Here is a 22,268-nt window from a genome sequence, read left to right on the forward strand (position 1 = left end):
CCGATATGGATGCCAATATTGTACAGCTGTTTTACCAGGCAGCGGACCGCTATCCCACAAATACTGCCATCGTGGAAGGGTACCGCCAATGTTCATACAGGGAATTACGCTGGCAGGTGGACGCTACCGCCCAAACGTTGCTGGATGCAGGACTGCGCCGTGGTGATCGCGTACTGGTATTTGTGCCTATGGGAATTGCATTGTACCGCACGGTGCTGGCGTTGTTCCACATCGGTGCTACGGCTGTATTCGTAGACGAGTGGGTAAACCGCTCCCGGCTGGAACGGTGCTGCAGCCTGGCGGATTGCCGCGGATTCATCGGTGTGTTCAAAGCGCGTCTGTATGCCTGGTTCTCTCCGGCATTGCGAAAGGTGCCCATCCGGCGTGGGACGTCATTGCCGCGTCTACATGCCGATCGGCCGGTTCCGCCCACCACGGTTCCGCGGGAGGCTGTTGCCTTGATCACGTTCACCACGGGCAGTACCGGTACACCCAAAGCTGCCAAACGGACCCACGGCTTCCTGCATGAACAATTCCGGGCACTGACCGAAACGCTGTCTCCCCAGCCCGGGGAAGTGGATATGACGGTGCTGCCCATCGTGTTGTTGCTCAATTTGGGGGTGGGAGCCACTTCGGTGATTGTACCCTATAAACCGGGTAAAACCGGCAGCAGTAGCGTTCCAAAAATATGGAGGAATCTTAACCATCAGTCCGTGAGCCGGATAACAGCTTCACCCTACTTTATCACGTTACTTGCTGATTTTGCCGTAAAACGGAGAGAGGAGCTGCCTAGCCTGGAAAGGATCGTAACCGGTGGCGCTCCCGTGTTTCCAGATGAAGCGCAACGGTACCGGCGTGCTTTTCCGGGTACGGCGGTCGAGGTGGTGTACGGATCGACCGAAGCAGAACCTATCAGTTCGGTCTCTGCGAAGGCATTGGTTACCGCTGGAACTCCGACAAGGGGGCTGCTGGTCGGCCGTATCTATGCAGGTGCCGAGGTACGGATCATTGACATCCACGACGGTGAAATTCATGGTCAGGATATTGCTGCCTTTGAACAGCTCCGGATGGCCGACGGCGAAATCGGTGAAATAGCAGTGGCAGGTGCCCATGTACTTACGGCCTATTTCAACAACGAAGAGGCATTGCGGCGCAACAAGATTTTCGTGGATGGAAAATGCTGGCACCGCACGGGCGACAGTGGCTACATCGGGCCGGATGGCCAGCTTTACCTCACCGGTCGCTGTGATACACTGATCCGATGGAATGGGAAACTGATTTCCCCCTTCATCTGTGAATATGGGATGCGTTCCATTCCCGAAGTCCGGTTTGGAACCTTGATCCAGGTAGCTAACGGCCTGATGGCTGTAGTGGAAACAGCGCACAACGCGAATCGCAAACAGATCGCCAAGGCACTGCGCCAGATTGGCTTGCCCGATGATTTCCATATCCATTGGATGCGGCAGATACCCAGAGATCCCCGGCACCATTCTAAAATCGATTACGATGCGCTGAAGCGTTTGCTGAGTCAGTTCAGCAGTTCGTCGAACAGAATCGATACATAATACATTCCCCCAACCGAAGGGTTGCCCCAACCGGTCGTGTATAACTTGCTGCCGATGTTGGTGCCGCCCAGTTTCACAATCGATTTAATGCTGGGAATTTTCTTGCTTACCTGGGCATCAAAGGTGGAGAATGCCGGAATCATGGACTGCCGGGCAACGTTGATGGCCGGGGTGCCGATGGTTCCATTCCACAGAAATGCTGTCTGATGGCGGAACGTGAGTCCGAAGCCCCATCCGGTCCGTTGGATATCCCGATTGGAAAGCCCTACATTGAAGCGATATTCGGGCGAATTGAACGACGTGACAAACGAAGGATCCCGTTCGCGGATTTCGTCGTCGTTGAGCAATAAATTCTGGGTCACATTTCCCGTAACTGTAAATCCGCGACCGATCAGGTAATCCAATCCAATGCCCCACCCGGAGTTTTTGACGGTTTGGGGGGCGTTCAACGGCATGCTGTATACGTTGCGGCGGGTGGGATCTGCCAAATCTGCCAGGGATCCGTTCGGATCCTTTAGCTGTACCAGTACAGCGGCGCCCTCAAACGTAAGGAACCGATTGTAGTAGTAAAACAGATCCACGAACAGCCGATTGTCGATGGCACTTTTGTAGCCCACTTCGTAGGTTTCTACCTTTTCCGGCTCCCACTCCTTGAAGGGATAGGGGGTGAGGTTACCGCTTTGAACATCCGACAGGGCATATACCGGATTATCAATCATGTTGTACCGTTCGCGGAACAGGGGTAATCCACCTACCAGCCGCGCCTGGGGAGTCAGCAGGTCGATGTATTGGTTTTGTGTGGTAGGAATACGGAATCCCCGTTGGAAGGATGCCCGGAAATTATGATTTTCAGCAACCGTAAGCACACCGGAAACACGGGGACTGAACTGCCCCTTGAAGTTTTCATTTTTGTCATAGCGCAGGGAAGCCGTAAGTTTGAATACATCGTTGAAGTTGCGTCCGGCCTGTACGTAGGCCCCGTATTCGCGGATGTTGAACTCCTCACCGTTATCCTGCAGAGCGAATAGCGTCCCTTCCGAATTGAGGTCATAAACCCGGTAATTAGCACCCGCAATCAATTCGATCACAGCCGGGTCTATCTGCCGTTTGAAGTTGTACATCGCTTCGGCGTGGTACATATTGGAGCGATCAAGGAAATTGGCTCCGGAGGGGATGGCACGTGTTTTAATATCGGCGATCGTTGCGTCAAAGTCAGAACCACCCGGAAGGTACATGTCGTTTGCGGTCTCCAAAGCGGGGGCCATGGCGCTGCGCATCCATTCTTCACGATTCGCTCCGGCATAGCTATTGGCGGCTCCCCGGGCCGCCGCTATGGCGGCATCGTGGCCGGCGCCACCTTCCATAGCCTGTTGGTAGGCCATTAAAAATGCACCCGCGTATTGGGTATAGGCATTTTGAACAAACGCAGGCGCTCCGGCGCCGATTGCCGTTTGTAGATAGCGTTGGCCCATCAGGCTGCCTAATACACCCAATGCATGGGCATCGCCGGAATTCTCGCGGGTGGTATATCCCCTTACAAAGAAGTTATCGCCCCGTAATTCAGCCTTGTATTGCCCCATGGTGAAATTTTGGATGTTGTACCGGTCGGCCGCGGTATAGACCGTCGATCCTTTCCCCCAGTTGGCCTGGAGGATGGCCTCCACTTCATCGTTGATCCGGTAATGCAGGGAAGCATTCAGTTTAAGGCTCTTGGTCGGGTAATTGGTCAACTGTTGTTCGGAATAGCCCGGCGCGGGCTGGTAATACTGGGGCACCATGTTTTCGAAGATCGACAGTGTCTCACCGATCTGTGCCATTTGATCGGATCCCGCAATGAACTGTGGCAGCGTCTGGTTGCCGATCTGCGGAATCGGCGTTGTAAGAATAGCGCCCATAGCGGCCGAGCTGCCATCGGTTCCATCTCCCGGCATCCCATTGGCATACAGGATGTCGTAAAGATTGGCGCCAACCTCACCGTACCAATTTACGCCGTCATAGGTGGGGTTTCCCTGTACATTGCCCACATTGTCGTTCAGATCGGTTCCATTGGTCAAACTTTGATCGCGGTAGTCAGTTGCCTGCCAGTCGTCGGCTGTGAGGTAGGAAACATTCGCCTTGATGGCAAACCGGTCGTTAAAAGCCTTGGCAAACCGCACCGCTACATCATAAAACCCTGTATTTTGTTGAGTGCGGTTGGCAGCACTCATTACCCCTGTTTTGACATAAGCGCTCAGCCCCTGGTATACAAACGGCGATTTGCTGTTCATCAATAAGAGGCCGTTAATGGCATTGGGCCCGTACAATGCCGATGCGGCACCGGGAAGGAGCTCCACACTTTCCACGTCCAGTTCTGACATGCCGACAACGTTGCCTACCGGAAAGTTGAGCCCCGGGGCCTGGTTGTCCATGCCGTCAACCAGTTGCACCAAACGGACGTTGCCATTGGAACCGAATCCCCGTGTATTTACAGACCGGAAGGTGAGCGACTGGGTACTCATTTCAACGCCTTTCAGGTTTTGCAAGGCATCGTAGAAGGTGGGCTGTGGACTCTCGCGGATGCCCAGTACATTCAGCTTTTCAATGGATACCGGCGATTTCATTACATTTTCCTCGATACGGGATGCTGAAACGACAACCTCAGATGTCATAATGGATTGTTCTTCCAAGGTGATGGTCAAGTTGTCTGTGGCTTGGGTTACCGTAACTTCCTGTGAGTTATGGCCTATGGAAGATACGATCAAGGTGAAGGGTGGAGTATCGTTGATACGCAACGTAAACCGACCCTCAGCATTGGTCGTGGTTCCGACTACCTTTCCCTTTACCTGGATGCTTACGCCAACCAGGGGAGTAGCAGCTGCATCGGTTACAAGTCCTGAAAGGGTTGTCTGGGCAAAAGCCTGGGAAAAGCTGAAGTGAAGCGCGAACAATCCTATAAACCATCCGATACGCCTCGAGGTAACTGGTCTTTCCATGTGGTAAAATTTATAATGGTAGTATACAAGAATACGGAATATTTTGCGAGATGCAAAATAGACAACACATATTTTTCTGAGGGATTTTAACACTTTTTAACAGAACAGCTTTTTAAACTTTTTGCGGTAAACCCATTCTTATAACTACAAAGGACGGATGCTATTTATAGTATCCCACATAACGAAAGGAGCATATCATGAGAAATGTAGCATTCATTACCCTATTGATTTCAGCCATGGCATTCACGGCTTTGGGTCAGGAACACCGGGCGCCGCGTCAGCCTAAGAGCGCCGAAGAAATAGCCAAGATACGTACCGATGAATTGACCGAAAGTCTCGGCTTGAGTAAAGAACAGCAAAAAGAGGTATATGCCCTAAACCTGGAAAGAGCAGAGAAAATAAAAGCAGCGCGCGAAGACCGGACGGCCAGAGGGGCAAAGATGCGTGAGGAAATGAAGGCCGACCGCGAGCGCCTGAATCAGATTCTTACGGAAGAGCAGCGCGAAATATTAAAGCAACAACAAGCCGACCGTGCCGAGAAATTCAAGGCCCGGCAGGAAGCTAAGAAAGACGGTAAGTTCAGGGGCAGCCGCAGCCGAAATAATTAAAAGGGTTAGGTTAATTGTTCTATAGTTTTTTGGTTAAGTTTGATGATGAGCGCCCACTCCGCCTCTTGGCGGATGGGCGTTTTTTCAGTATGTTTGCTCCGTACCAATACCATACCGCATGCAGCATATCAGCGTTGTCGGGTCGGGCACCATGGGAAACGGAATTGCCCACGCATTTGCTCAATATGGGTTTGATGTGGCCCTGATCGATACCCAACCATCGGCGTTGGAAAAGGCAATTGCGACGATAGGTAACAACCTGGACCGCCAAATCAAAAAAGAAATCTTATCGGAAGCCGATAAAACAGGTATATTGGCCCGAATTGCTACGTATACTGATCTTGCCAGGGGTGTGGGAAAAGCCGATTTGGTTGTAGAAGCCGCTACAGAGAACGAATCGATCAAACTGGGAATATTCGAAGAACTGGATCGGTTATGTCCGAAACACACGCTATTGGCCAGCAATACATCTTCCATTTCCATTACCAAAATTGCTTCGGTCACGCACCGGGCCGATCGGGTAATCGGTATGCACTTTATGAATCCGGTTCCGGTGATGAAATTGGTCGAGGTGATCAAAGGATACGCTACGTCTGTTGAGACAACGAATACCATTCTATCACTTTCGAAGCGATTGGATAAAGTACCGGTTGAAGTAAACGATTATCCCGGATTTGTTTCCAACCGCATCCTGATGCCGCTGATTAATGAAGCCATCTATGCATTATACGAAGGAGTAGCCGATGCCGAAGCCATAGATACGGTGATGAAACTGGGAATGGCCCATCCCATGGGGCCGTTGCAGCTTGCCGATTTCATCGGTTTGGATGTGTGCCTATCGATTCTACGGGTGTTGCATACGGGATTCGGCAATCCCAAATATGCACCCTGCCCATTGCTGGTGAATATGGTCGCGGCAGGCAAACTGGGAAAGAAAACAGGAAGTGGGTTTTATACGTATTGATCCGGCTAAACTTTCCTTAAAAGAAATTATATTCCCCATACTTACTTCTCGCTCACCCCAACTGTATACCAAATTCACTTTTGACTCTGATTTAAGCCGGATTTCATTCGGAGTTTGTTCGGAGTTTATTCGGAAGTTAACCGAATAAACTAAAAGTAAAATAAAATGGATTATCATATTATGTTACAGTTAATAGTAGTTTTTGTATAGGTTTGGCTGGGGTTTAGGGAATGGCAGCAAAGGTCTGAGGAAGAAAAGTTGCATAAAACCACATTTTTACCTTAGTTTGCAACCATGAAAGTGCTCGATGGCCATGCAGCCAAAATCCCCCAGTTTGCCGACCTGATCATTCACGAAGATGACAATCTCATTGTGATCAATAAACCGCCGTTTCTGGCATCGCTGGATGAGCGCGAAGGGGGGGAGATGAGTGTTTTACGTTTAGCAAAGCGGTACCATGCCGATGCACAGGTATGCCACCGGCTGGATAAGGAGACTTCCGGTTTGTTAGTGATCGCCAAGAATCCCGAAACCTATCGGCTGGTTTCCATTGAGTTTGAACGGCGGCGGGTGTCTAAAGTATACCATGCGATTATCGAAGGTACACATGTTTTCGAAGACCTACTGGTCGACTTGCCCATCCTGAATCTGGGCAATAAGAATGTAACAATCGATCGGGCCAATGGCAAGCGTGCAGAAACGTACTTTAAATCGCTGCGCTATTTCAAACATTATACACTGGTAGAATGCCGTCCGGTGACGGGACGTATGCACCAGATCCGTATTCACCTGGCTACGCAGCATGCAGCTATCGTGGGCGATACGCTTTATCGGGGTAAGCCGGTTTATCTTTCACAGATCAAAAAGCGCGGCTTCACCCTGGGAAAGGGGCAGGAAGAACAGCCCATCATGAAGCGGTTTGCGCTGCATGCACACCAATTGGATTTTGAGATAGCGGATACCGCTTATCACTTTGAGGCACCTTATCCAAAAGATTTTGCAACCCTGCTCCGTCACCTGGAAAAGTTTGACGATTGATTTATACGTTAGCTGACAAAGATCATTTACAAGGAGGGTCTTTGTCACTCTTTATCCGTTGTGTATTGCGGATATTGGTCATGGTTCGCATCAAAACACAGCAAGATCATGGCAACGCAATTTAAACGAATCGTATGTCCTTTCGATTTTTCGGATGCAGCGGTCAATGCGGCAACGTATGCCGCCCATTTGGCTAAGGACACAGACAGGGAACTGCTGCTTATGTACATCCACCAGGAAGTTCTTTGGCAGGGTATCGCACCGATGGACGGAGGCGTTTTTGCCTACCAGAATGAATTGGCACTGGAGATGCCGGAACGGATGGATGTCTATGTGCAATCAATCCGGCAGTCCTACGGAATACGGTGTGGTTATGTTGCCAAGCGGCATGTCGAACATTTAGCTGTTGCACTGAGTGAGGAAATTGAAGAAGGAAATCCCGACCTGGTTGTGATGGGTACCGGCGGTGCAACATATGGATCGTTGTTTAGCACCAACACTTATCAAGTGATCCGGAAAACGAGCCGTCCCTTGCTGATGATTCCCAAAGAATTGACATTCAGGCCGCTGCGCAATATCATTTACGCTACGGATTATTGCCCCAACGATTTTTCCCACATCAAGGGACTATTGAAATGGACGGAACCGTATAGCCCGCGGCTGACCATCCTCCATATCAGTAAAAACGATAGCAGGCTGAGTGACGAATTATTCAGTTGTTTTCAGGATGTGCTTGAAGATGAATTTGCATCACGGCATACGATCCGATATAAACGTGTGATCGGAAACGATGTACCCGGTTTGCTTCACGAAGCGATGGAGGGATCGGATTTACTGGTGTTGCTGGCCAAGCAGTATAGTTTTTTTGAAAAGCTGTTTCACCGCAGCACCATCCGCAAGTTGAGTTTCATTGCCGGCTATCCCATCCTGATTTATCCGGATAAAGCGTGATGGGTTAAAATAATTTCCCATTCGGGCCCCGTACGCTAAGCCCGAGTGTTTTATTGAGCTGGTCGATAAAATACGTAGATAAGAGCGGGGATTCCACTTCGATGTTTTGATGAACGAAGAAGTACAGCGATTGCAGCCCCGCTTCGCTCCATTCTTTGATACGTGCCACCCAGTCATCCAGCCGGTTCTTATCAGTCGGATGATTGGCCCCTACATACCGGATAAACGCCGATGGCGTGGTAAGCCGCATGTGCAACATATCGCGTCGGCCCGCCGTATCCACAATCACGTTGGCAATCCCTTCGTGTTCCAGCAACGTCCAAAGCTGTTCGCGCACCTGTTTATCTGCAAACCAATCGGCATTTCGCACTTCCAAAGCCAAAGGAACCGATTTGGCGAACTTCTTAACAAAGGCCGCCAATCGGTCAAAGTCCTTGGGTTTGAAATTGTCGTGCAATTGGAGAAAACTTACACCCAGCTTCTCTTCAAACAGGGCGATGGCGTCACAAAACGCCGTCATCTTGTCGTCTACATTCAACAGCCTTCCGTAGTGGCTAATGGATTGGGGCACCTTGGGAAAAAACTTGAAGTCGGCCGGCGTCTTTGCTTTCCAGGTTTCTACCTGTGCTTTATCGGGCGAGTTGTAGAACGTGCCGTTCAGCTCGATGCTGTTAAACTGGGTGGCGTAATACGTAAGTTCATCTTTGGTACCCCGCGGATAAAAACCTTTGAGGTCCTGTTTGTTCCACTTGGCACAACCTACATATACCTCCAGATCGCCTTTTTTCTTTTTGTGCTTGCCCAGCAAGGCGAGGGTATCGGGATGGGTGGGAGGCAGTGTGAAGTCAATGGCTTCCGGGTTTTCTACGCTTCCGAATTTCATGATTGGTTTTCCTTCCTAATGCTTAAAATGCCGTACGCCCGTAATAACCATCGCTACACCCTTTTTGTTGGCCATGTCTACAGATTCCTGATCGCGGATGGAACCACCGGGTTGCGCAATGGCGGTGATGCCTGCTTCCGCTGCGATTTCCACACAGTCAGAAAACGGAAAAAAGGCGTCTGACGCAAGTACCGCTCCGTGGAGGTCGAATCCGAATGTCTTTGCCTTTTGAATGGCTTGTTTCAAGGCGTCCACACGGGATGTCTGGCCCACACCGCTGGCAGACAGCTGGCCGTCTTTGGCCAATACAATGGCATTGGATTTTGTATGTTTCACGATCTTATTGGCGAAAAACAGGTCGTTCAATTCCCGTTCTGTAGCTTGCCTATCGGTAGCTGGCCGCATGGCTTCGGGACCTTCGATCACCGCATCTTTATCTTGCTCAATCACACCATTCAATAACGTTTTGAATTGCTTGGTCGGTAAGCTGATTTGCTTACGTTTAAGCAGGATACGGTTTTTCTTGGATGTCAGGATGCGCAGTGCCTCTTCGGTGTATGCCGGGGCAATCAGGACTTCAAAAAAAAGTTTATTGATCTCCTGGGCAGTATCCTCACCGATTTCGCCGTTGCAGATGATCACCCCGCCGAATGCCGAAACGGGATCACAGGCCAACGCATCCGTCCATGCCAACAGGAGATCGGGCCGGGAAGCTACACCGCATGCATTGGTGTGCTTCAGGATGGCAAATGTAGGTTCGTCAAATTCATCAATGAGCGCCACCGCTGCATCTACATCTACCAGGTTATTATAGGAAAGCTCCTTACCGTTAAGTTTATCGAAAAGATGGTCAAGATTGCCGTAAAAAACACCCTGCTGATGGGGGTTTTCACCATATCGCAGTACCTGTGTACGCTGTTCGCTCTGTTTAAATACAGGTAATGGTTCAATTTGGTTGAAATAGTTAAAGATGGCCGTATCGTAATGCGAAGAAACGTTGAAGGCCCGTTTAGCGAAATCACGCCGATGCTCCAAAAACGTATAGCCTTCGTTTTCCGTTAGGATATCAGCCAAACGACCGTATTCGTCTTTGGAAGCGACGATGACCACATCATTGAAATTTTTAGCCGCTGCACGGATCAGCGAAATCCCACCGATATCAATTTTCTCGATGATCTCCTGTTCCGTGGCACCGGAAGCGACCGTTTCCTCGAATGGATAAAGGTCCACAATGACCAGATCGATCTCCGGTATCCCATATTCTTCCAATTGCTGCTTATCCGATTCAAGCGGCCGGCGTGACAGAATGCCGCCGAATACCTTGGGATGCAGCGTTTTCACACGGCCGCCCAGGATGGAAGGGTATCCGGTGAGGTCTTCAACGGGCACCACATCGTGTCCCAGTTCGCGGATAAAAGATTCGGTACCGCCGGTGGAATAGAAGGTGACACCTTGTTTACTTAATAAGTCAATTAAAGGGGCAAGACCGTCCTTATAGTAGACGGATACCAAAGCATTTTTGATTTTGACGGGTTGGCTCATTCGCTATTCAGCTATTTAGTTTATGAGCTGCAAACTTAGATAAATTTGCGGTACCTTTACATTTTCTTGAGCAGATTCTCAATTATTTTTGGATAATGTAAGTGCTCCAATTGTTGTCCTTTGAATTTGATGATTTCCAGCGTGTCGCCGGGTTCGATCCTGAACCGGGCCTGGTAGATGATTTCGCCTTCATCAAAGTGTTCATTGGCAAAATGAATCGTAATGCCGGACTCTTCTTCCCCCGCATTCAATATCGCTTGGTGCACCCGATCTCCGTACATTCCTTTGCCACCGTAGGCGGGCAACAGTGCGGGGTGGATGTTGACAATTTTATTGGGGAATTTCCGCAGTAAACTGGCAGGTACCAACCACAGGAAACCAGCCAATACGATCAGGTCGATCTTGAGTTTATCAAGGAGCTTGATAATTTCATCGGTTTCGTAAAAATCGTGGCGATCAAACACATGGGTTGGGACTTCGAAATTATCAGCACGCTGCAGCACATAAGCATCCGGATTATTGCTTAATACCAATGCAACTTCAATCTGATCGTGATACTTGAAGTATTCCATGATTTTTTGGGCGTTTGACCCCGAGCCAGAAGCAAAGATAGCGATTCGTTTCTTCACGTTATTTTAATGAGCTTGCAGATGCATTTTGTTGATTGCATCCAAATTTAATGAATTACCTGAATAAATCCAATCCCATGTGTCAGCGCCGGCAAAAATAGGTTTTCTATTAGATCGGACCAAGAGGGCTCACTCTGAACGGTCGGTTTGAATGGGTTCTTATATTGGAATTGTGACAGTTTATTTTTGCTTTTGTTAATACAATTTCGTAAAAAAAGCAATTTTATTGAAAAAATGATTAAAATATATATATATTGTTGCGAATATCAATATTTTATTTGTTACTTTGCAAACTTATAGTTATAACGAATATTTAACTGTTTAATTTATGTGTGGAATCATTGGTGCTTTTGACTTAAAATCCAAGTCAGAAGAATTGCGCCCCCAGGTGTTGAAGATGTCGAAAAAAATTCGGCATCGTGGGCCGGATTGGTCGGGCATATATAGCTCTGAAAGAGCTATATTGGCGCATGAACGTTTAGCAATTGTTGATCCGAAATCTGGCCAGCAGCCGTTGTATAGTCCAAATCGAAATGTGGTGCTGGCAGTAAATGGTGAAATCTATAATCATCAGCAATTGCGGAATGAACTGTCCAATTATGCGTTCTCCACACAGTGCGATAGCGAGGTGATTCTGGCATTGTATGAGCAGAAAGGGCCGGGTTTCATTGAAGATCTGAATGGTATCTTTGCCTTTGCATTATATGATGCCGAACAGGACACTTACCTGATTGCCCGTGATCACATCGGAATCATTCCCTTGTATATCGGATGGGATGACCAGGGAACGTTCTTTGTTGCTTCTGAATTGAAAGCATTGGAAGGGTATTGCAGCCGGATCGAAACGTTTCCTCCGGGACACTACCTATATAGTAAGGAAGGCAATACACCACGTAAGTGGTATAACCGGGATTGGGAGCAATATGAAAATGTGAAAGATAATGTGACCGATATAAATGCATTGCGCAAGGCATTGGAAGATGCCGTACACCGGCAGTTGATGTCGGATGTACCTTATGGTGTATTGCTATCGGGCGGGTTGGATTCGTCGGTGATCGCTGCGGTTACGAAGAAATTTGCATCCCGTCGCATTGAATCCAACGATCAGGAAAAAGCGTGGTATCCGCGGCTGCATTCGTTTGCTGTCGGGCTGAAAGGTTCTCCTGATCTGATTGCTGCAAAAAAGGCTGCCGACCATATCGGTACCATCCATCACGAAATCAATTTCACCATTCAGGAAGGGCTTGATGCCATACGCGACGTTATTTATCACCTGGAAACTTACGATGTAACCACCATCCGTGCATCCACTCCGATGTACCTTCTTGCCCGCGTGATCAAATCCATGGGTATAAAAATGGTGCTTTCGGGTGAAGGTTCAGACGAGTTATTCGGCGGGTATCTTTATTTCCATAAAGCGCCCAATGCACGCGAGTTTCATGAAGAGACTGTACGTAAGCTGAGCAAGTTGCATTTGTATGACTGCCTGCGGGCCAACAAGTCGTTGGCTGCGTGGGGAGTGGAAGGACGCGTTCCTTTTTTGGACAAAGAATTCATTGACGTTGCCATGCGGATAAACCCCGAGGATAAAATGATCCGGGAGGGACGGATGGAGAAATGGGTGGTCCGCAAGGCTTTTGAAGATTACCTGCCGGAGAGTATCGCATGGCGCCAGAAAGAGCAATTTTCGGATGGCGTAGGCTACAGTTGGATCGATACGCTGAAGGAGCAGGCAGCGCTGCGCGTGAGTGACGAGGAGCTCGCTGCAGCTGCGGAGCGTTTCCCGATAAATCCTCCACAGAATAAAGAAGAGTATTTATACCGGTCGATATTTACGGAGCATTTTCCATCGGTTGCTGCTGCATTAACGGTGCCCTCGGTCAAATCAGTAGCCTGTAGTACACCGGAAGCACTGGCTTGGGACGCTTCGTTCCAGAATCTGAACGATCCATCCGGACGTGCGGTAGCCAGTGTGCACAACGAAAGTTACGAGAAGACAGTTGTTGGTGTTAATTGAAAGTTGAAAGTTGATAATTGACAGTGATCGTTGGCGATTAATTGTCAATTATCAACTTTCAACTATTAATTGTTACAAAGGTCTGATCCAGACGTTCCGGAAGCTGACCGGATTTCCATGGTCCTGCAACGCGATCGGTCCGGGTCCATGGGCTTTGTATTTCGGAATTCCGATGAATTCGGTCGGCCCGTCCAGTTCGACGTTATTTTGTACTAACACGCCATTGTGCAGAATAGTTACCCGAGCTTTGCTGATCAAGATACCATCTGCATTGAACCGGGGAGCCGTCCAGATGATGTCATACGTTTGCCATTCGCCGGGAGCTTTGGTTGCATTTACCAACGGGATGCGTTGTTTATAGAGGCTGGCTGCCTGACCGTTAGAATACGTGCGGTTGTTGTAGCTGTCCAATACCTGTACTTCATACAACCCCTGCATAAAGATACCGCTGTTGCCTCTGCCTTGTCCTTCGCCGACGATCTTGGTAGGGCTTTTCCACTCCACGTGCAATTGGTAATCCGAAAATTTCTGCTTGGTCTGTATTCCACCTTTACCCGGGGCTACCGTAAACGCACCATCGGCCACTTCCCATTCAGCAGGAGAGGAACCATCCTTTTCACTGACCCACTGATCCAGCGATGTGCCGTCAAACAGCACGATGGCATCTGAAGGTGCTTTATCCGGGGCTGTGGTTACCATCCGTGGTTCTGGTTCCCAAACTTCTGTTTCTTCAGGCTTCATTTTGTTTTGTTGTGCAAGAGCTGGAATCACCAGTAACGTGACTACCCCAGCTGAAATAAACGATTTAATATTCATATTGCTATTTTAATTGTTAGACTAACTCATAACGATTACCCACCTGGAAGCATGCTGATCAATTCGTTCAATAAGTAATTATCGGTCGCGCAGAATGGGCTCATCTATTCGTGCCAGTTGGCATACAAGTATAGGTATAAAAAATGGTTTTAGTTGAGTTTAATGCCCGTTTCCCATCAAAACAATTGAGTTCCAAATTAAAAAATACTCAAAAGTGAGTATCTTTTGCTATCATTGGACCGAATTGCTTACACATAGACCGATGAACGACTTTTTACCTGCCGATTTCAATTGCAGCAATGGAGTATATCAGATCGCTATGCGAAAGATAGCTGAATTGAATGCATTGGCTGACGAGTTGCCTGTTTTTATTATCCATGATGTACGGGACTTTTCCGTTGTATACCTATCGCCAAAAGGAACCCAGCAATTGGGGGTAACGTTAAAGGACGTGAGGCAGATGGGGGGAAATTACTATGCGAATTTTTTTAACACTGCAGACGTTGAGTTTTATGTGCCCAAATGTATGGCTGCCCTGCGGGATCCGAAACAACCGGCCCAGTGGTTTTCATTTTTCCAACAGGTAACGACGGCTGAGGATGGCGGGTTTGAATGGTATTTAAGTGCATCACGCCCCTTTGTTTACGATGAAGAAGGGAATCCGTTACTTTCACTGACATTTGCGCTGCAACTGGATCCCAATCACCATCTTGCTGAAAAGGCAGGACGTCTGATGGCCGAAAATCTGATGCTGAAAGATAATTATCAACGGTTCGCGTCGCTTACGAAGCGGGAAAAACAGCTGTTGAAATACATTGCAGCCGGAGACACCGCCGAAAAAATATGCGGCCAGTTCTTCATTTCAGATAAGACACTCAAAACCCACCGGAGAAATATCAAGAAAAAATTAGGGGCCAAAACACACTATGATCTCATCAGATTCGCGCAGGCGTTTAATCTGGTATAGCGGTGGGAGCTATTGATCGGATTTGCAAAGGCAACGGTTTTGGTGTAGGTTTGCGTGCATGGGAAATATCAGGCAAACAGTGGCGCTTGCTGATTTACGCTTCTTTGCTTTTCACGGCTACTATCCGGAAGAGCAGGTGCTCGGCAACGAATTTACGGTGGATATGTGTGTGAAATTCGACAAACCTCGGGATGCCGGGGATGAATTGCATGATACGGTCAATTATGAGGTGCTGTATGATCTTGCCAGAACAGAAATGCAGCAGCCGCGAAAGCTGTTGGAAACCGTAGCCGAGTCCATCCTAACCCGTATTCAGGCCGATTTTCCGTTTGTGTCGGAAATCGAAATAAGCATCTGTAAGAAACATCCTCCTTTTGGTGGTGACCGTGCAAATGCTACCGTGTCCTTGTGCTGGAAACGATAATTAAGACAATATGTCATTTATTTTTTGAATTTAAATGCCAAAAAGTCATTAAAACAATTTTTTTCTCCATTGGTATATATTTTGGAAACCACTTACCAAAGTTGATTTAAAAATTATAGGAGGATTATAAAATGACATTGGTAAAATTTCAAGGAAACAAAAACAGAGGGGTAGACAACTGGGTAAATGACTTTTTCAGCCCTATTTTTAACGACTCATTTTTGTCGGACCGGTTTATCTCCCGTGTACCCGCGGTGAATGTAGCGGAAACCAGTGATGCCTATCACATCGAACTGGCAGCACCTGGATTGGAAAAAGGGGATTTCAAGATCAATGTGGACGGTGATGTGCTGACCATCTCCGGAGAGAAAAAAGTTGAAAATACCGATGAAGGTAAAAAATACAGTAAACGTGAATACAGTTATTCATCGTTTACACGCTCGTTTACCTTGCCGGATAGCATTGACCACAGCAGCATCAATGCCAACTACAAAGACGGCGTACTGAAAGTTTCCGTTGGCAAGAAGGAAGAAGCAAAGGTCGCTTCCCGTTTAATTGAGGTACAGTAAACAGGTTTTGTGCGTAGGATAATGGAAGGGTAACTTTCAGCCCGTAAGGCTACAAAGCCTTGCGGGCTTTTTTGTTTAGCCATTGATTTCCTCGAAGTCGTCACTTTTGGGTAGGTGGGAAACAATGGATTGCCATTCCGCGGGTAAGACCGTTAACTTGCGTTTCTCGATATCCATCCAGGCTCCGTCTACGGTTACAACCGCACATTTGGTGCCGTCCGACCGGTAAATCTCATGCCGGAACGAAAAACGGGAATTTACCGTGTTATACCGGGTCATCACTACCGTCACCTTGACAAAATCGTTGAGGTGTATTTCGCGTAGATAGACCAATTCTTCACGGAAGAGTACCGGTCCGATGTTGATTTCAGCAATTTTATCCAAAGAGAGCCCCATTTCTTTCAGCATGTTGCTCCTCGCCTGCGCACACAGGTCGGCATATGCCGAATGGCGTAGGTGCCGGTTGGCATCAATCTGTGCCCAAATAATCTGTCCCTCGTAAAAAATATGTTCTTCCATCATCCAAACATAATAATAAAATGCGGAAACCAAGATGCGCATTTTTTGTTTAAGAGGGAACAATGCTGAAATTCACCAAGCAAGGAATTTATTGCCCCAGGGCCGATGTATACATCGATCCGTGGGAACCTGTGCAGAATGCTATTGTGACCCATGGCCACAGCGATCACGCCCGGTGGGGAATGGGGAAGTATCTTTGCCATATTCACACCGTCCCTGTGCTGCGATTGAGACTGGGAGCGGACATCGCCATCCAGGGATTGGAATATGGGGAAGCGGTACATAGGAATGGCGTGCGCATCAGCTTGCATCCTGCCGGGCATATCATTGGTTCTGCCCAGGTGAGGTTGGAATACAAAGGGGAGGTATGGGTAGTTTCAGGTGACTATAAGCTGGTTCATGATGGAGTCAGTGTTCCATTTGAAGCACTGCGCTGTCACCATTTCGTCACGGAGTCTACGTTTGCACTGCCCGTGTACCGTTTTCCGGATCCCACCCTTGTTTTTTCAGAAATTAATCGATGGTGGGCGCAAAATGCCGCGGAAGGTTTTAACACGGTCCTATTAGCCTATGCGTTGGGCAAATCACAAACCATCCTGCAACACCTGGAGACTGAAACGGGACGGGTTTTTCTACACGGTGCCGTTGCCAATGTGAATGCAGCGCTGGAGGGAATGGGCTATCAATTTCCGGGCGAACGCATTGCCACTGAAACCGATCGCAGCAGCTTGAAAGGTGCCATCGTTGTGGCTCCGCCTTCTGCCCTGGGTTCTCCCTGGTTGAGAAGATTCTCGCCGTACCGGATTGCATCGTGCAGTGGCTGGATGCAGCTTCGGGGTGCCCGTAGGCGACGGGGTGTGGACCGTGGCTTTGTACTGTCAGACCATGCCGACTGGGAACAGCTGAATCAAGCCGTGTCCGCCACCGCTGCCGAAACGGTCTATGTAACCCATGGCTATGAAGCACCCTTTGCGCGATGGCTGCGTGAACATAAAGACCTGCAGGCGCACGAGGTGCACTTGCAGGGCGCGGAGGTAATGGAGGATGACCTATGAAACGGTTCGCCGAATTGTTTGTCGCCATTGATCAGACGACAAAAACGAACGAAAAGGTCGCCGCCATTGTACGTTACCTTGCAGACAGTGATGACCGGAGCAGCCTGTACGCCATCGCACTGCTGATCGGCAACCGGCCACGGCGCCCGGTAAAGACGTCAGACCTCAAAGCGTGGGCAACCTCAGCCGCCGGGATACCGGATTGGCTGTTTGAAGAATCGTATCACATCGTGGGCGACCTGGCTGAGGCCATTGCGCTGATGCTTCCACCAAACTTGCTTTCGGAACACGACTACCGACTGCCGGACGTGATCGTTCAGTTGGCGGAACTACCGGAACAGACTGACGAACAGAAAAGGGAAATCATCACGGGTTACTGGCAACACCTGAGTAGGGATGAACGGTTTATTTTTACCAAGCTGATCACCGGTAATTTCCGCATGGGGGTGTCCCGTCAGCTTGTCATCAAGGCGCTTTCCATCCACCTGGGAATGGACGAGACCACGGTGGCACACCGGCTGATGGGCAAGTGGATTCCCGCGGCGGAAACCATGGTGTCGTTGTTCGCCGAGCCGGAGCAGGGCAGCCGCGATTTCCAGCCTTATCCCTTTTACTTGGCTTATCAACTGGATGGTTCCCTGGAATCGTTGGGCAATATACACGATTGGTACATCGAGAAAAAACTGGACGGCATACGCGGTCAGCTCATCGTGCGGAATGGCCAACTATATGTATGGAGCAGGGGAGAAGACCTGCTCACAAATAAATTCCCGGAGTTTGGTCCATTGGCAGACGCCTTGCCTGACGGGACGGTCATCGATGGTGAGATCATCCCATGGTCGGATGGCCGCCCGTTGTCTTTCCAGGTCATGCAGACGCGCATCGGGCGGAAAAATCTATCCCAGAAATCGCTCAGGGAAGCGCCGCTGGTGATGGTATGTTACGACTTGCTGGAGTGGAAAGGGGAGGACATCCGGGAGATGCCGATGCATTACCGGCGTAATCTGCTGGAAACTTTGTTATCTTCACCTCTTAGGCATACTGCATTGCTGCTGTCGGAGACGATGCCCTTCGACAACTGGGGCGAGGTAGCGTTGTTCCGCCGGGAGGCGCGTAATTTCCATTGTGAAGGGGTGATGCTGAAACGGAAAGACAGTGCTTACGGCAGCGGTCGCCGGCGGGGTAATTGGTGGAAATGGAAAACGGACCCGTTAACGGCCGATGGTGTGCTCATTTATGCCCAAAGTGGCCACGGGCGGCGGGCAAACCTGTATACGGATTACACTTTTGCCGTATGGGATGACGCGGGCACGTTGGTACCCTTTGCCAAAGCCTATTCGGGACTCACCGACAAGGAAATCGCGGAGCTAGACGCGTGGATCAAACGGAATACTGTGGATCGCTTCGGTCCGGTACGCAGCGTGACCCCCCATCACGTTTTTGAGATTGCCTTTGAAGGCATACAGCAGAGCAGCAGGCACAAATCGGGCGTGGCGCTACGCTTTCCACGCATCTTACGCTGGCGCCGCGACAAAAAGGCCGACGAGGCCAATACCAAGGCGGATCTGCTGCAATTAATCGACGCGGTGAATGGGTAACTTGGATGTTCATTAAATTCACCGGCAAAACCTTATCTTTGTTCAAGAGGTTATCTTGTCGTTGAACGTATTTGCAGAAACATGGTTTTTCAATAAGGGTTGGCAGCCCCACCGTTTCCAGCAGGACACGTGGGCAGCCATCGCGAATGGCAAGTCGGGGTTACTGAATGCGCCTACGGGATATGGGAAGACGTTTGCGTTATGGTTTGGCATACTTCAACGATATTACCGGTTGGAACGGCGGAAAAAGGATCTCCATTGCCTGTGGATCACACCGCTCCGGGCACTTTCGGCCGAAATCCTGCAGGCCACCCGCATGGTGAGCGATGACCTCGAACTCGATTACCGCATTGGTTTGCGGACCGGCGATACGGAAGCCGCCGAACGGCAGCGGCAAAAAACCTCGGCACCCGAAGCCCTCATCACCACACCGGAAAGTGTCCACCTGCTGTTGGCTTCCAAGGGGTATGGTGACTATTTCGGCGGACTGGAATTCGTGGTGATCGACGAATGGCACGAATTGATGGGCAGTAAACGGGGTGTATTGGTGGAGCTGGCGTTGAGCCGCCTGCGTGCGATATGCCCCAATCTTCAGGTTTGGGGTATCTCCGCGACCATCGGCAATCTCAACGACGCCATGGAAATTTTGTTGGGCGATAAGGGAAATGGCACCTTGGTAAAGGCCAACCTGAAAAAGGATATCCATATGGAAACCTTACTTCCGGATGTATTGGAACGGTTTCCATGGGCCGGCCATTTGGGCACCCGTATGATCGGAAATGTCCTGCCCATTATCGAAGCCCATCAATCAACCCTGTTGTTTACCAATACCCGTTCGCAGGCCGAAATCTGGTATCATCGGCTGCTGGATGCAGCCCCGCACCTGGCTGGTGCGTTGGCTATCCACCACGGCTCGCTGAGCGACGAGTTGCGCCTTTGGGTCGAAGATGCGCTGCACCGGGGGATACTCAAAGCGGTGGTGTGTACGAGCAGCCTGGATCTGGGCGTGGATTTCCGCCCGGTGGACTGTGTAGTACAAATCGGATCACCCAAGGGTGTGGCCCGCTTTGTGCAACGTGCGGGGAGGAGCGGTCACCGGCCCGGCGAAACCAGCAAAATTTATTTTCTGCCCACCCATTCCCTGGAGATCATGGAGGGGGCGGCCATCCGCTACGCGGTGCGCCATCAGCTGCTGGAGCAGCGCCTGCCGTATGTGCGGTCGTTCGATGTATTGCTGCAATACATGGTCACCTTGGCTGTATCGGACGGCTTCCGGGCAGATGAGTTATTCGACGAGATAAAACGCACACATTGCTTCTCATCCATCAGCCGGGAAGAATTCGACGAATGCCTGCTGATGGTGACGCAGGGTGGGCGTACGCTGGACACCTACGAAGAGTTCCATAAAGTGGTTGTGGAAAACGGGGTTTACCGGGTTACCAGCCGGCGCATAGCGATGCGCCATCGCTTAAGCATGGGTGCCATCGTATCCGATGCAATGATGCGCGTCAAATTCCTGAGTGGTAAGTACCTCGGCACCATAGAAGAATGGTTTATCTCTCGGCTTCAACCCGGGGATACATTCTGGTTTTCGGGCCGGCTACTGGAGCTTATACGGGTAAAGGATATTCAGGCCATTGTGCGCCCGGCGGCGGGCAAGAAGGGGGCGGTACCGTCGTGGATGGGTGGGCGGTTCCCGATATCGGATAATTTCGGGGCGGCACTGCGCCATACCTTCGCCGAAATTCACCGGAAGGGACGGAATCTCCCCGCGGAGCTGCAATTCCTGCAACCTCTGTTTGCCGAACAGCGTCGGGTATCAGCCCTGCCGAGGGAATACGAATTGCTGGTGGAATACATCCGGACGCGCCATGGCTATCACCTGTTTGTCTATCCTTTCGAAGGCAAACTGGTGCACGAAGGGATGGCCGCCGTGGTGGCCTACCGGCTGAGCAGGATCCGGAAAGCGACATTCAGCATCGCGAGCAACGAATATGGATTTGAACTGCTCTGTGACGATCCGTTGCCGTTGGACGAAGCGTTGGAGGCGGGGCTTTTTTCTACCGACAGGCTATTTGACGACATCCGTGATGGTATTAATATCCGGGAGATGGCACGGCGCAAGTTCAGGGATATCGCCGGTATCGCCGGCCTTGTATTCCAGGGTTATCCGGGCAAGCCCATGAAGACCAAACACCTGCAGGCCAATTCTGGACTGTTTTTCTCCGTATTTGAGGAATACGATCCTGGAAACCTGCTGCTTCGGCAGGCCTACGATGAAGTGTATGACTTTCAGCTGGAAGCATCGCGCATGCTGCATGCATTTAAGCGCATCAGCACCCACCGCATCGTCGTGCAGCGGCCCAGCCAGCTTACACCGTTTGCTTTCCCCGTATTTGCCGAGTCATTCCGTGAACGGTACAGCAACGAGGATTGGCAGGCGCGTTTGGAGAAACTGAGAAACCAACTGGAAGCATAACTGCATGGGAAAGACGATCCGACTGTTGGGGACACAGCTTACATTATTGCCGGAAAGGGCGTTGTTGCTTCCTGAATACGACACATTGGTAGTGGCGGATTGGCACTTGGGCAAGGCTGCCCATTTCCGCAAAGCAGGTATTTTTATGCCTGCATTGCCCGTTGATAAAGATCGGGCACGCCTGCAATCGCTTTTAGATAGATACCGCATCCAAACCGTAGTTTTTTTGGGTGATCTGTTTCATAGCGATTTAAACAGCGAATGGCTGGTGTTTGAACAGTTTCGGGTGGCCAATCCATCGATTCGGTTTATTCTTACGCGCGGTAATCACGATATCTTACCGGACACCTTATTGGAAAAGGCGGAAGTTAATGTTGTACCATTCTATACCGTTGCGGCACACATCCATTGCACACATCATCCCGAAGCCCACAGATTTCCCGGGCGGCTCAATATTGCGGGTCATGTGCATCCGGGGTGTCTTATTGCCGCAAACGGGCGGCAATCATACCGACTTCCATGCTTTTACTATCGCGAGCAGACGCTGCTGCTGCCGGCTTTCGGTTCACTGACAGGGCTATTTAGGGTTCCGCATTTGGAGGGAGCACGGATCTACCCGATTGTGGGTAACCAGGTGTTGGATTGGAAAAAAGTGTAAAACAAATGCGGCTG

The 22,268-nt window shown here is 49.8% G+C and carries 19 protein-coding genes; 13 read left to right on the top strand and 6 right to left on the bottom strand.

The annotated features are described in order from the left end of the window. Window positions 1-5: 5 nt before the first annotated feature. The gene (locus IEX60_RS10600; protein ID WP_188750362.1) at window positions 6-1,565 is read left to right on the top strand and encodes an AMP-binding protein; all 1,560 of its coding nucleotides are present in this window, start codon (window positions 6-8) and stop codon (window positions 1,563-1,565) included. On the opposite strand, the gene IEX60_RS10605 is transcribed toward IEX60_RS10600, so the two are convergent. Next, window positions 1,529-4,537, bottom strand: coding sequence for a TonB-dependent receptor (locus IEX60_RS10605; protein WP_188750364.1), 3,009 nt, complete (start codon window positions 4,535-4,537; stop codon window positions 1,529-1,531). The genes IEX60_RS10600 and IEX60_RS10605 overlap by 37 nt on opposite strands. A gap of 197 nt (window positions 4,538-4,734) precedes the next feature. On the opposite strand from IEX60_RS10605, the gene IEX60_RS10610 reads away from it, so the two are divergent. The 4 genes from IEX60_RS10610 to IEX60_RS10625 all read left to right on the top strand — a co-directional run bounded on the left by IEX60_RS10610 (window position 4,735) and on the right by IEX60_RS10625 (window position 8,098). Beyond that, window positions 4,735-5,145, top strand: coding sequence for a DUF4890 domain-containing protein (locus IEX60_RS10610; RefSeq protein ID WP_188750366.1), 411 nt, complete (start codon window positions 4,735-4,737; stop codon window positions 5,143-5,145). Window positions 5,146-5,263: 118 nt separating this feature from the next. Then, window positions 5,264-6,109, top strand: a complete 846-nt coding sequence (locus IEX60_RS10615) for a 3-hydroxybutyryl-CoA dehydrogenase (protein ID WP_188750368.1) — start codon at window positions 5,264-5,266, stop codon at window positions 6,107-6,109. A gap of 294 nt (window positions 6,110-6,403) precedes the next feature. Continuing rightward, window positions 6,404-7,147, top strand: coding sequence for an RluA family pseudouridine synthase (locus IEX60_RS10620; RefSeq protein WP_188750370.1), 744 nt, complete (start codon window positions 6,404-6,406; stop codon window positions 7,145-7,147). Between the two features lie 108 nt (window positions 7,148-7,255). Then, window positions 7,256-8,098 carry a universal stress protein gene (locus tag IEX60_RS10625; RefSeq protein WP_188750372.1) on the top strand — a complete coding sequence of 281 codons (843 nt, stop codon included), beginning with the start codon at window positions 7,256-7,258 and terminating at the stop codon, window positions 8,096-8,098. A 4-nt stretch (window positions 8,099-8,102) separates the two neighbouring features. Here the strand turns inward: IEX60_RS10625 and IEX60_RS10630 are convergent, their stop codons facing one another. Genes IEX60_RS10630 through purN form a run of 3 tightly spaced genes read right to left on the bottom strand, consistent with a single transcriptional unit; the run spans window position 8,103 to window position 11,152 of the window. Continuing rightward, window positions 8,103-8,981, bottom strand: coding sequence for a DUF72 domain-containing protein (locus IEX60_RS10630; RefSeq protein ID WP_188750374.1), 879 nt, complete (start codon window positions 8,979-8,981; stop codon window positions 8,103-8,105). Window positions 8,982-8,996: 15 nt separating this feature from the next. Beyond that, window positions 8,997-10,523, bottom strand: coding sequence for a bifunctional phosphoribosylaminoimidazolecarboxamide formyltransferase/IMP cyclohydrolase (purH, locus tag IEX60_RS10635; RefSeq protein WP_188750375.1), 1,527 nt, complete (start codon window positions 10,521-10,523; stop codon window positions 8,997-8,999). 56 nt (window positions 10,524-10,579) lie between these two features. After that, window positions 10,580-11,152 (bottom strand): phosphoribosylglycinamide formyltransferase, encoded by a 573-nt coding sequence (purN, locus tag IEX60_RS10640; RefSeq protein ID WP_188750377.1) that lies wholly within the window; start codon window positions 11,150-11,152, stop codon window positions 10,580-10,582. 328 nt (window positions 11,153-11,480) lie between these two features. Here purN and asnB point away from each other — a divergent pair, with 328 nt between their 5' ends. Continuing rightward, window positions 11,481-13,169: an asparagine synthase B gene (asnB, locus tag IEX60_RS10645; RefSeq protein ID WP_188750379.1), complete on the top strand. Its 1,689-nt coding sequence runs from the start codon at window positions 11,481-11,483 to the stop codon at window positions 13,167-13,169. 72 nt (window positions 13,170-13,241) lie between these two features. Here the strand turns inward: asnB and IEX60_RS10650 are convergent, their stop codons facing one another. Continuing rightward, the gene (locus IEX60_RS10650; RefSeq protein ID WP_229717519.1) at window positions 13,242-13,910 is read right to left on the bottom strand and encodes a 3-keto-disaccharide hydrolase; all 669 of its coding nucleotides are present in this window, start codon (window positions 13,908-13,910) and stop codon (window positions 13,242-13,244) included. Window positions 13,911-14,247: 337 nt separating this feature from the next. Here IEX60_RS10650 and IEX60_RS10655 point away from each other — a divergent pair, with 337 nt between their 5' ends. The 3 genes from IEX60_RS10655 (at window position 14,248) to IEX60_RS10665 (ending at window position 15,945) form a co-directional block, all read left to right on the top strand. Then, window positions 14,248-14,952, top strand: coding sequence for a helix-turn-helix transcriptional regulator (locus IEX60_RS10655; protein ID WP_188750382.1), 705 nt, complete (start codon window positions 14,248-14,250; stop codon window positions 14,950-14,952). Window positions 14,953-15,010: 58 nt separating this feature from the next. Then, window positions 15,011-15,376: a dihydroneopterin aldolase gene (folB, locus tag IEX60_RS10660; RefSeq protein ID WP_188750384.1), complete on the top strand. Its 366-nt coding sequence runs from the start codon at window positions 15,011-15,013 to the stop codon at window positions 15,374-15,376. Between the two features lie 131 nt (window positions 15,377-15,507). Beyond that, window positions 15,508-15,945: an Hsp20/alpha crystallin family protein gene (locus IEX60_RS10665; RefSeq protein ID WP_188750386.1), complete on the top strand. Its 438-nt coding sequence runs from the start codon at window positions 15,508-15,510 to the stop codon at window positions 15,943-15,945. Between the two features lie 75 nt (window positions 15,946-16,020). On the opposite strand, the gene IEX60_RS10670 is transcribed toward IEX60_RS10665, so the two are convergent. After that, window positions 16,021-16,506, bottom strand: coding sequence for an acyl-CoA thioesterase (locus IEX60_RS10670; RefSeq protein ID WP_229717520.1), 486 nt, complete (start codon window positions 16,504-16,506; stop codon window positions 16,021-16,023). A 20-nt stretch (window positions 16,507-16,526) separates the two neighbouring features. Between IEX60_RS10670 and IEX60_RS10675 the strand changes: the two genes are divergently transcribed. From IEX60_RS10675 to pdeM, 4 genes are read left to right on the top strand one after another with little or no spacing between them, the layout of a single operon-like run. Beyond that, entirely contained in the window at window positions 16,527-17,519 is a 993-nt protein-coding gene (locus IEX60_RS10675; RefSeq protein WP_188750389.1) for a ligase-associated DNA damage response exonuclease, read from the top strand. Next, a complete protein-coding gene (locus IEX60_RS10680; RefSeq protein ID WP_188750391.1) occupies window positions 17,516-19,117 on the top strand; it encodes an ATP-dependent DNA ligase in 1,602 nt (533 codons plus the stop codon). The genes IEX60_RS10675 and IEX60_RS10680 overlap by 4 nt, the downstream gene beginning before the upstream one ends. Window positions 19,118-19,172: 55 nt before the next feature. Further along, entirely contained in the window at window positions 19,173-21,596 is a 2,424-nt protein-coding gene (locus IEX60_RS10685; RefSeq protein ID WP_229717521.1) for a ligase-associated DNA damage response DEXH box helicase, read from the top strand. A 4-nt stretch (window positions 21,597-21,600) separates the two neighbouring features. Then, on the top strand, window positions 21,601-22,254 hold the full coding sequence (gene pdeM, locus IEX60_RS10690) for a ligase-associated DNA damage response endonuclease PdeM (protein ID WP_188750393.1): 654 nt from the start codon (window positions 21,601-21,603) through the stop codon (window positions 22,252-22,254). Window positions 22,255-22,268 lie beyond the last annotated feature (14 nt).

This window comes from Parapedobacter defluvii (assembly GCF_014642075.1).
Taxonomy (GTDB): domain Bacteria; phylum Bacteroidota; class Bacteroidia; order Sphingobacteriales; family Sphingobacteriaceae; genus Parapedobacter; species Parapedobacter defluvii.